Below are 10,784 nucleotides of genomic sequence, written 5' to 3'. Positions count from 1 at the left end.
ATGAAGCGGCCGAAGACTGATTCAGGAAATCCGCCGGGGGGCGGACGCACCTGACATCCATGCCGGTTGCGGCGGGTCGTACGGTCATGCGGCGTTATCGGACCGAAGGGCGCGAGTTCTGCAAGTCGACTCTCTACCAAGCTTCCTTCGTTCTGCACCTTCATCCTCATGACGGGCAGCGTCTCGTCGCATACCCGAGTTGATCGCTCCGATCGGGTCGGCGTCGATCTCGGACTCGAGACTTCCCGAAAAGCTCGCGGGGAGCACTCGGATTCGACTCACTCTCCTTCTACGATGGGGCCTTCGCCGGGCGTACGGACGTCCCGCGGGGGATTACACCAGGAACGGCAACCATCGAGGAGTGATCGTGATGACCCGAGCCGAGTGGATACAGGCAATGGCCGTCGGCCTCGCACTGATCGGGGGCGCCGCGGCCCCATCGACCTCAAGGGCCCACGACGGCCCGCACAGCCACGGCCACAATCATCCGGGCGAGGCCCCCGCGGAGGCCGCCGGGCCGAAGTACCCGACCGGCCTGATCCTGCCGCCCATCGACGGCCCGAAGCCCTGGTCGGATGCGCCGCACCTCAACCACCCGGACCGCTTCCACATCGCCATCATGACCGACCGCACCGGCGGCCACCGGCCCGGCATCTGGGAGAAGGGGGTCGAGAAGGTCAACCTGCTCCGCCCCGAGTTCGTGGTCAGCGTCGGCGACCTGATCGAGGGCTACACCGAGGAGGTGCCCGAGATCGAGCGGCAGTGGGAGGAGTTCCTCGGCTTCATCGAAACCATGGAGATGAAGTTCTTCTTCGTCCCCGGCAACCATGACCTGACCAACCCGACGATGCACCGGATCTGGCGGGAGCACTTCGGCCGGGAGTGGTACTCGTTCGACTACAAGGGCGTCCACTTCGTGGCGATCAACTCCGAGGACCCGCAGCAGCACCTCGGCGAGGAGCAGCTCGCCTGGCTCGAGGAGGACCTCGCGGCCCACGCCGACGCCCGATGGACCCTGCTCTTCCTGCACAAGCCGCTCTGGACCTACGCCGAGCGCGAGATGGCCGCCGGTAACCCGGACCCGACCAACTGGAAGCGGGTCGAGGCGATGCTCGGCGACCGCCCGCACACCGTCTTCGCGGGCCACGTCCACCACTACGTGCAGTATGACCGCAACGGCATGAACTACTACCACCTGGCGACCACCGGCGGCGGCTCCCAGCTCCGGGGCGTCCCCTACGGCGAGTTCGACCACGTCACCTGGCTGACCATGGAGCCCGACGGCCCCCGGGTCTCCCACCTGCTGCTCGACGGCGTGCTCGCCCCCGACACGGTCACCGAGAAGGGGATCGCCCGCTTCCGGGAGTTCCTCACCGACGCCTCGGTGCAGGTCGCGCCGATCCTGATCACCGAGGGGGAAGGCCTGGACGAGGGACGGATCGACGTCCGCCTGGCCAACGACTTCGACGTCCCGGTGACCGTCAGCGGCCGGATCGAGGGCCTGCCGCTGCGGGGACTGACGGTCGATCCCGCCTCCCTGGAGCTGACCGCCGAGCCCGGCGAGGCCGCCGAGTTGTCCGTCCGCGTCGCCTTCGGCGAGCCGATCCCCTTCGAGGCGCTGGCCGGCACCGTCTTCACCGCCACGATCACCGGCGAGGCCGCCGAGGGCGAGGCGCCGCTGAAGGCCGAGCAGGCGGTACCGGTCGTCATCGATCGGGGCTACACGATCTCCCCGACCGACCGCGACGTCGCCCTCGACGGCCGGCTCGACGAGTGGGAGTCGCTGCGGAACGGGCTGCCCAGCCCGCCGATGATCCTGGGAGCCGCCGAGTCCTGGACCGGCCCCGGCGACGCCGACCTGTCCTTCGACCTGGCGTACGACGACGAGATGCTCTACCTCGCCGCCCGGGTGCTCGACGAGGCGATCGTCCCCGGCGAGGATCGGCTCGAGGTGCTCTGGGACCCCCGGCCGATGGACCGCCGCGTCTCGGACCCCCGCTTCGCCCGCGGAGGCCACCGGTTCACGATCCCCGCCCCGGCACCGAACGGCGACGAGGCCTCGGATGCCCTGGAGGTCGGCCGGCGCCGGGATGGTCCGACCATCGAGGGGGCCCGGGCCGCCTCCCGGCAGATCGAGGGGGGCTATGAGGTCGAGCTGGCCATGCCGCTCTCGGCGCTGGCCGAGGCCCAGGACGGCGCCGCCTGGTCGAGCTTCCAGCTCTCGGTCGTCGTCTCGGATGTCGACGAGCCCGGTGCTGAGCCGTCCCGCGTCCTCTGGCGGGGCACCCGGGACGTCGATCGTTCCAACGCCCGGTTCGGCCATTTCGTCCGCCGTCCCTGAGCCGAATCGACCCGGGCCCTGGGGGGGGCCGCCCCCCCCGGGGAGCCCGTGGGGGAACGCCTACAGCGAGGCGTTCGACGGCCGATTGAGTGACGAGTTGTTGGCCGGTGAGGGGTTCGAGACGCCGGAGGCGGCGAAGGTCATCCTCGAAGGCCTTCGCCTGGACCCCAACCATCGGAGGCCGGACCGATTTTTGGGCCGCTTCGTCCCCCCCGACCGACGTCGTTCGAATCCCCGACCCCGCACTCTCATCATCCCTGGACCACAATTCGGTGGCAGGTCAGTTGGCATCGTGGATGTGAGGGTATCGGTCGTTGACCGAGATGAGAGAGGCGCTCGCGGGCGGCTGCGGGCCATCGAGCTGGTCGGTTCGATCCTCGCTCGCATGCCCGACGGCGTCCGCGCCCGGATGGACCGGCCCCGGACACGCGGGAGGCATGGGCGCCGCCCAAGGCCGGCCGCGGGAGTTGCTCGAGGCCCCCGCGTCCAACCTCGAACAGGGCCGAGGCGACCGGGGGACCGGGCATCAATGCTGGAACAGGAATTCAGGGTGATTCATCAGGGTCCAGAGCAGGTCCTCGGCGGCCCTTCGGCGGTCGGAGGGCTGGGCGGCGAGTCCGGAGACGGCGAGCTCAAGCTCCTGGGGCGCGGGATAGCGGGACAGCGTGGACAGGAAGAGCTGTTCCACGAGCGTCTCATCGTCCACGCCCGATTCGATCAGCGCGCCGATCCGGCTCTCCCGGGCGACGACCTTGCGGTGGAGCGTCCGGCCGCCGATGAGCTGGAGCGCCTGCTCGAGGGTGGAATCGGTGCCCCGCTCGCACTCGCAGGCGTCTGCCCGAGCCGGCTGGCCGAAGTCCCTCAGGAACGGGTGGACGAGCTCGCCGTCGGGCACCTGGGCCGCCCGGGCGCCCGGCGGCAGGTAGAAGAGCTCCTCGGGCACGCCCGTGGCCAGGCACGCCGAGTCGAGCATCTGCTCGGCCGAGAGCATCCGCACCGTCGCGTGCGAGAAGTAGCGATCGTCCCCCTCGTTGAATTCGTTCGGCTGCGATGAGAGCTGATAGACGCGGCTGCCGAGGATCAGCCGGATCGTCCGCCTGGCATCGAATCCGTGCGCGACGAAGTCGTCGGCCAAAGCCTCCAGGAGCTCGGCCGATGCCGGGGGATTCGACTCCCGGAAGTCGTCCACCGGGTCGACGATGCCGCGGCCCATGAGGTGGTACCAGATGCGATTCACCATCGCCTTGGCGAAGAAGGGATTCGACGGGTCGATGAGCCAGTCGGCCAGCGCCGCGCGGCGGTCCTCGCCGCTCGGCACGTCCACAGGCTCGTCGCCCAGCGGCTTGGGCTGCATCACGGCCCCGGTGCGCGGCTGGCGGATCTCGGCGTCGGGGGCCAGGTAGACGGTCTCTTCCTTGTTGTACTGCGCGAAGTTCTGCGGCCCGTTCTTGTACTCGACCTGGCCGAAGAACGCGGCCATGCCGTAGTAGTCGTCCTGCGTCCAGCGCTCCGCGACGTGGTTGTGGCACTTGGCGCAGCCCACGCGCACGCCCATGAAGATCTGGCTGACCGACTCGACCGCCTCCTCGGGGCTGCGGATCCGGCGGTAGAAGCTGGCCGGGGGATTCGTGAAGGTCGGGCCCTGGGCCGTGATGACCTCGCGTACGAACCGGTCGAGCGGCACATTGTAGGCGACCTGGTCTCGGATCCACCGGTGGTAGCTGATGGCCCCCTTCGTGCCCGTGAAGCGCTGATTGCAACCCAGCAAGTCGGCCCACTTCAGGGCCCAGAAGTCGACGTACTCGGGTCGCCCGAGCAGCTCGTCGATGAGCCGAGCACGCTTGTCGGGGCGAGGGTCCTCGAGGAACGCGACGAGCTGCTCGGGCGTGGGGATCAGGCCGGTCACGTCGAGATAGGCCCGACGGCAGAACTGCGCATCGTTGGTCAGCCCCGACGGGGGGATGCCCAGCAGCTTCAGCTTCGCGAAGACGTGCTCGTCGATGAAGTTGTTCTCGGGGGGATCGTCCCAGACCAGCCCCGGCACCGGCTCCCGGAAGACGAGGCGGACCGCGGCGACCAGGTGCTCGAACGAGACCAGGACGGTCGATTCGCCCCGCGACTCCTTGACGACGCGCCCCGCGTCGTCGACGCTCGCGACGGAGGTGTCGGTCGTGCTGTAGCGGGCGAGCCGCGTCACGTCTCGGGTCGAGCCGTCGGCGAATCGCGCCCGGACGACCAGCTGCTGTTCACTGGCCGGGTCGTCCAGGATGCGTCCCGGGGGCGTGACGGCCAGGCCGACCAACTCGGGCGTCTCGTCCGGGTCGGATCGGACTCCCTCGGCGACCCAATCTCGGAGGGCCTGGTAACAGACATCCCCGGCTTCCAATCGCTTGCCGCCCTCGTGAGGGGTCTGGCCGGTCCCCTTGAGCAGGATCAGGCTCGATTCCGGATCGAACGGGTTGGTGCGCCGGGAGCCGACCTCGCGGGCGAGGGACTGGAAGTCGACGGTGGGATCGAAGCCGCGCAGGCTGAGTCGGAAGCCGTTCTTGCCCGTGGGGGTGCCGTGGCAGGCGCCCATGTTGCAGCCGGCCTTGGTCAAGGCGGGCAGGACCTCGTGCGCGAACTGGATGGGATGTGCCTCGTCGGCGTTGCGGACCCGCACGACCGCCCTCGCCTCGCTCGGCCCGAGTCGCACGACCACCTCGGCCTGCCCGTCCCCACGCGGCTCGATCAGGCCCCCCGGGCCGACGGCGACGACCGACGGATCCGAGCTCGTCCAGTCGCCCTCATGCGTCAGGTCGCGGACGGTCTCGCCGGGGTAATGGCCCGTCGCGATCAGCTGCGCCGTGGCCCGACGGCCATCCAGGACCGTCTCGGGCGGTTCGATGCGGATCCGGTCGGGCACCGGCCTCGCCGCCTGGACGATCGCCGGGGCGAGGCATAACGCCAGAAGATGACATGCGGTGCGGAGGGGCATGGGTGTGTTCTCCGGGGCGAGACCGAGGCGGCGTGATCCGTGTCACGCGAACACCCACATGAACGAACGTCCCGATCGCTGGACGAATGTCCCGGATGCAGGCCGGCCAGTCGGAGTCGAGGATGCAGCTCAACACATGTTATATACTGTGCCGATCGGTCGCGTAAACCCCGGGCCTGCGGGAGGGCACCCTTTCGGAAGTCGGCGGACCGACAACGTGGGAAGAGCGGCATGCGATTATGCCGAGATTATCTCGATCCTTGCCGGGTTTCGGGTTTGCGGCTCGACGATCGGGAGCTTATAACGAAAGGATCTAACTTCAGTCCAACATCGCGAACAGGCATCAATCCACCCCGGGCGGCCCGCTCGCCGGGCCCATATAAAGTCGGGGATTGTCCGGCCCCGCGGGAACGCGATCGGCCGGTGTCCGGACTCATCACGAATCAGCTCGGAGGATGGCAGCGATGAGAGCAGAATACGCCTGTGCGGACTTTCGCCGTGCCATGCTGTCGCGGCGGCAGATGCTCCAGGTCGGTGCCCTGGGGACCCTCGGCCTGAGCCTGCCGGCGGCCTTGCGGGCCGAGGCCCGGTCGGGGCCGAAGGTGCGGGCCAAGTCCGTGATCTTCCTGCACCAGTTCGGCGGGGTGCCCCAGCAAGACACCTTCGACATGAAGCCGGATGCGCCCGCCGAGCTGCGCGGCGAGTTCAAGCCGATCCCCTCGAGCTTGCCCGGGCTCGACGTCTGCGAGCTCCTCCCTCGGGTCTCCCGGATCATGCATCAGGTCACGGTGGTTCGATCCGTGAACCATCGGATCGGCGCGCACAACTCGGCGGCCTACTACTCCCTGACAGGCCACACCCCCCAGGTGGACAACGTCTCGGCCACGGCCTCGGCCTCGGACTATCCCGCGTATGGCTCGATCGTCAGCAAGCTCGCCCCGAGCCAGGCGCGGGTACCCACGTTCGTCTCGATGCCCTGGATGATCGCCGACGGCGTCTTCCGCACGCCGGGCCAGTTCTCGGGCTATCTCGGCAAGGAGCACGACTCGCTGTTCATCACCAAGGACCCGAATGACCCGGAGTTCTCGGTCGAGGAGCTCACGCTGCCGATCGAGGTGCCTTTGGAGCGGGTCTCCAACCGCCAGGCGTTGCGCTCCGGGCTGGCCGCGTACTCCCAGCTCAGCGAGTCGATCGCGGCGGTCCACGGCCTGGACGCCTACCAGCAGAAGGCCCTCTCGCTGCTGACCTCCTCCGAGACGAAGAAGGCCTTCGACATCCAGGCCGAGGACCCCCGGCTCCGCGAGCGCTACGGCCGCACGCCCTACGGCCAGAGCGTGCTCATGGCCCGGCGGTTGATCGAGTCCGGGGTGCGGTTCGTGACCGTCTTCTACTCGCCCGGCATCGTCGGATGGGATACGCACAGCAACAACTTCGGCCTCCTGCGCGATAAGCTCCTCCCCACCACCGAGCAGACCTTGCCGACCTTGATCGAGGATCTCGATCAGCGCGGCCTGCTCGACGACACGCTCGTCGTCTGGACGGGAGAGTTCGGCCGCACCCCGACGATCAACAAGGACGCCGGCCGAGATCACTGGCCGCAGTGCTACACCCTGCTGATGGCCGGCGGCGGCATGAAGCGGGGATTCGTCTACGGCGCCTCGGATTCCACGGCGGCCTACCCCAAGGACGACCCCTGCACTCCCGACGACATCGCCGCGACCATGTTCTATTGCCTGGGCATCGATCCCGCCACCGAGCTCCACAACCACCTCGGCCAGCCGGTGCCCGTGTCGTACGGGACCCCCATCATGCCCTTGCTGGCCTGAGTGCCATCACCTCTGTTCCTCGGCCGCATCCGCCGCGAGAACCTTCAAGCTCAGGGGGCCATGCGTCACGAGCCCCTCCTGGTCCCCGAGCTCGTAGGTCAGGATGGCTCGGGGCCGGGCCTCGGCGGGGGCGGCGTCGGCGGCCGCCCGGAGCGTGACGGTGAACTCGGAGGCGTCGGCCGCGACCTCGACGGGCTCGGCCGTTATCCCGGGGGGCAAGTCGTCGAGCCGGACCTCGACGGGCCCGGCGAAGGGCTCGACGCGGGCGACCTTGCCCTCGATCGCGACGCTCCCCGCCGGCGCGATCGCGATCTCCCCCCCGGGCAGTTCCAGACTCGCCGGAGGGACTACCTCGACCTTGATCAGGGCCGCGGCGACGGGCGGGCCTTCGGATCCCGAGGGGCGGGCAACCAGGCCGACCTGATACGGGCCGGGCGTCGCGTCCGCCGCCGCCGTGAGCTCGATCTCTGCCGTCGACTCGCCCCCGTCGACATCCAGTTCCTCGACGCTCAATCCGTCCGGCGACGACAGGGCGGCGATCCGATAGGTCACCTCTCGCTCGGCCACCTGTACGACCTGGAGCGGGACATCGATCGCGCATCCTTGCGGCACCACGAACCTCGGTCGCTCCGAGGCCAGGAGGATCGGGCCGGGCCCGATCACGGCCGCGGTGAGGCTGACCACAGGCCGCGAGTAGCTGGGGATCGTCCCGGACATGCCGAAGCCGCGGACATCGAGGGTCTGCTGCGCGAAGACGGTCGTCCCGGACGCCACGACGGCCTGGCCGTCGTCGCCCGAGCCGACCACCTGGATCTCTCGGACCTGGGGTTCGCCCTCCGGGACGGCCTCCAGCCCGACGACTCCGCTCGTCTGACCGGCGGGCACCGTCCCCGGGAGGACGGTCACGCCGGACCCGTCCGGGATACCTCGGAGATCCAGGGCAACGGGACCATCATATCCGGATCGCGTGACGGTCACCGGGATCAGCGCGGTGCCGCCCCGAGGGACGGCGACCTGCCCCTCCTCGAACGTGAGCCCGAAGGAGGGTGCGGCCGGTTCCACGACCAGCCGGTAGGTGAAACCGACGCCCCCTCGATCCGCCAGGTCTTTGACGACGATCCGGACCTCGTCCTGACCGTCCGGGATCGTGAGATCGTACGAGGGATCGGGCGAGGTGGGGCCCCTGCTGCGACGGGAGCGACGCCCGGAGGACGGCTTGCCGTCGTCGCTCTCTCCCAACACGCTTCCGTCCCCGCCGAAGATACGCAGCTGACCGTCCAGCGCGGAGCCCAACCCCCAGGCCTCGACGCGGACCTCGTGCCGGCTCCCCGGCGGGGCCGTGATCGTGAACTCATCCCGCTCGCCGGCGGCCGAGAGCCGTCCCAGGACCGTCACCGGCGGCGAGAGGGGGGGGAGTTGCTGCGCGGGATCCGCCGGCTCGGGCACGGCGACCGGCGAGCCCAGCGCGACCGGAGCGGGAAGCTCCACGTCGAGCTCGGAATCCGCCCAGGCGGGATCGCCAAGCAACCGGGCGGGGATCGCGGGTTGGAACATCGAGCAGAGCGGGTCGGAGGGCGTCCGCAGGGCGAAGAGGCCGTCGATCGACAGCGTCCCCCCGCGCAATGCGAGGGCGGTGTCCTGCCCGCGCGGCAGGGCGAGCGGATGCACCTCGCCCGCGAACGGGACCGCCCCGATCAGCAGGCGATACCCCGTCCGGCCCGCGCCGGCGAAGCGAGAGTCGCAGATTTCGAGGACGTACTCCCCATCCTCGGGGAGGACGGCCGTCAGGTAACAATCGGTCACGAGGCCCGGGTGGTCGTTCGCGGAGGCCACGAGCCGCCCGTCGGCGGTCGTCAGCCGGATCATCGGATCGAGTTCCGTCCCGACCCGCGCACACAACGCATCGACGACGATCCGATCGCCCTCCCGGCCCGGGAATCGGAAGAAGTCCAGGTCGTTGCCCGGGCACTCCCCCTCGACCACGATGGGGTTCGGGATCTCCTGCGCGCTGGCGGCGGCGTCGTTCGGCTCGGCCTCGGCGATCTGCGGCAACTGGCCGACCGCGAACAGGATCGGGTTGGAGATCCCCGAGTCCGTCACGACCCGCACGGGGTAGACCCCGACCGCCGTCCGGGCATCGGCGGTCAGCCGCACCTGCCAGCGGGTCGCCCCGGGCTCACTCCCGGTGGGTTCCTCGATCTCGAAGTCGAAAGGGGCGATCAACCTGGTGCCGTCGCCGAGGCCCGATCCCTCGAACGTCACCTCCGTCGACAACCCTCGCTGGATCCCCAGTGGGGAGGTGCCGGTCAATCGTGGGGAATCGGCCCAGGCGATCGAGGGGAGGACCAGCAGCCCGGCCAGGAGGCCGTCACGGGTGAGATGGATCATATCAATCTCCGGGGAGCATTCCGGGGCTTGAGTCCTCATCCGGATCCGGGCGGCCGGATAGCCGAGTCGGACGACGGCCGCTTGCAAGAACGGGCCCTCCCGACCCCATCAAACTCCCACAGGCCCCGCGCGTGGTCAAGCCATCTGAGCGCCCCGGGCGCCCGGCTCCTTGCCTCGCCGGTGTTCGGCCAAGCGGGGAAGACGACGACCCGTTCGCCCGGGACTACGAATACGTCCCCGGCAGCGGCGGCTTCGATAGAGGAGCTCCGGCATCCGGCGAGACACACCCTTCGTTCGTGAAAGATTCTCCGAACTCGACCACGGGACGAATGCATCGACGAGGGTCTGTTGACGTTGTTCGCACCTGCCGGGTAACAAGTTAGGGGCGATTAATGATCCCAACGACTCCTCGGCGACGCGGACGCCATGCGATACATGATCACCGACGAGCTGTGGACGGCGATGGAGCCGTTGGTCGACGGGGCCAAGCGACACAAGGGCGGGCAGCCGCCTGCGCTGCCGGACCGGATGTTCTTCGAGGCGCTGCTGTACCTCGCCCGCACCGGCGTCCCGCTCCGCGACCTGCCCGGCGAGTTCGGCTCCTGGGACGCCGTGTACAATCGCTTCCGCCGCTGGGTCGCCTCCGGGGCCCTGGCCCGGCTCTTCGAGGCGATGACCGCCGACCCGCAGTTCGGCGAGGTCCGGCGCGTGCTCATCGACTCGACCCACGTGCGGGCGCACCGGCACGCCGCCGGTGCCCCGCGGAAAAAAAACGCCTCGGGGCGGCGGCCTCGGCGCGGCGGCAGGGGCTCGGCCGCAGCCGGGGCGGGCTGACCAGCAAGATCGTCCTCGCCGCGGCCGACGAGGACACGGCGATCGCCGTCGACGTGCGACCGGGGCAGGACCACGACGCCCCGACGCTGAAGCCGACGCTCGGCCGTGCGGCCGCCCGGGTCGAGCGGATCGACCAGGTGGTCGGCGACAAGGCGTTCGACGGCGCGGCGCAGCGGCGGGCGTGCGCCGCGGTCGGCGCCGAGGCGGTGATCCCGGCGAAGTCCAACCGGGTCGACCCCGAGCCGCTGGACGAGGCGGCCTACCGCGAGCGGAACCGGGTCGAGCGGCTGTTCGCCAAGCTCAAGGAGTTCCGCCGCATCGCCACGCGGTACGAGAAGCTCAAGGTGACGTTCCTGGGGATGATCCATCTGGCCCTCCGGTTCATCCGCCTCCGAGCCATGACCAACGTCAACAGGAC

The 10,784-nt window shown here is 69.6% G+C and carries 6 protein-coding genes and 1 pseudogene; 5 read left to right on the top strand and 2 right to left on the bottom strand.

Features of this window, described 5'->3' with window-relative positions; translation table 11 throughout:
• The first annotated feature begins 370 nt into the window (after positions 1 to 370).
• A complete protein-coding gene (locus tag AB1L88_RS26725; RefSeq protein ID WP_367099776.1) occupies positions 371 to 2,341 on the top strand; it encodes a metallophosphoesterase in 1,971 nt (656 codons plus the stop codon).
• Positions 2,342 to 2,378: 37 nt separating this feature from the next.
• Positions 2,379 to 2,540: pseudogene (locus AB1L88_RS26720) on the top strand (integrase core domain-containing protein); the annotation flags it as partial.
• Positions 2,541 to 2,867: 327 nt separating this feature from the next.
• Here AB1L88_RS26720 and AB1L88_RS26715 read toward each other — a convergent pair.
• A complete protein-coding gene (locus AB1L88_RS26715) occupies positions 2,868 to 5,318 on the bottom strand; it encodes a DUF1549 domain-containing protein (RefSeq protein WP_367099775.1) in 2,451 nt (816 codons plus the stop codon).
• Between the two features lie 464 nt (positions 5,319 to 5,782).
• Between AB1L88_RS26715 and AB1L88_RS26710 the strand changes: the two genes are divergently transcribed.
• Positions 5,783 to 7,144: a DUF1501 domain-containing protein gene (locus AB1L88_RS26710; RefSeq protein WP_367099774.1), complete on the top strand. Its 1,362-nt coding sequence runs from the start codon at positions 5,783 to 5,785 to the stop codon at positions 7,142 to 7,144.
• Positions 7,145 to 7,150: 6 nt separating this feature from the next.
• On the opposite strand, the gene AB1L88_RS26705 is transcribed toward AB1L88_RS26710, so the two are convergent.
• Complete coding sequence (locus tag AB1L88_RS26705) at positions 7,151 to 9,532, bottom strand: hypothetical protein (protein WP_367099773.1); 2,382 nt, start codon at positions 9,530 to 9,532, stop codon at positions 7,151 to 7,153.
• Between the two features lie 426 nt (positions 9,533 to 9,958).
• Here AB1L88_RS26705 and AB1L88_RS26700 point away from each other — a divergent pair, with 426 nt between their 5' ends.
• Both AB1L88_RS26700 and AB1L88_RS26695 read left to right on the top strand, forming a co-directional pair.
• The gene (locus AB1L88_RS26700) at positions 9,959 to 10,366 is read left to right on the top strand and encodes an IS5 family transposase (RefSeq protein ID WP_367099772.1); all 408 of its coding nucleotides are present in this window, start codon (positions 9,959 to 9,961) and stop codon (positions 10,364 to 10,366) included.
• The coding region (locus AB1L88_RS26695; RefSeq protein ID WP_367099777.1) for a transposase at positions 10,363 to 10,784 on the top strand (422 nt) is incomplete at its 3' end. The genes AB1L88_RS26700 and AB1L88_RS26695, both read left to right, overlap by 4 nt.

It is taken from the genome of Tautonia sp. JC769 (assembly GCF_040717455.1).
Classification (GTDB): Bacteria; Planctomycetota; Planctomycetia; order Isosphaerales; family Isosphaeraceae; genus Tautonia.
The sequence above is the reverse complement of the archived record's forward strand: the minus strand, read 5'-3'. Positions and strand labels throughout refer to the sequence as shown.

What these genes read in the sequence shown, in the direction of transcription:
- AB1L88_RS26725 (WP_367099776.1), top strand. Translation starts at nt 371, where the DNA reads ATGACCCGAGCCGAGTGGATACAGGCAATGGCCGTCGGCCTCGCACTG.
- AB1L88_RS26715 (WP_367099775.1), bottom strand. Translation starts at nt 5,318, where the DNA reads ATGCCCCTCCGCACCGCATGTCATCTTCTGGCGTTATGCCTCGCCCCG.
- AB1L88_RS26710 (WP_367099774.1), top strand. Translation starts at nt 5,783, where the DNA reads ATGAGAGCAGAATACGCCTGTGCGGACTTTCGCCGTGCCATGCTGTCG.
- AB1L88_RS26705 (WP_367099773.1), bottom strand. Translation starts at nt 9,532, where the DNA reads ATGATCCATCTCACCCGTGACGGCCTCCTGGCCGGGCTGCTGGTCCTC.
- AB1L88_RS26700 (WP_367099772.1), top strand. Translation starts at nt 9,959, where the DNA reads ATGCGATACATGATCACCGACGAGCTGTGGACGGCGATGGAGCCGTTG.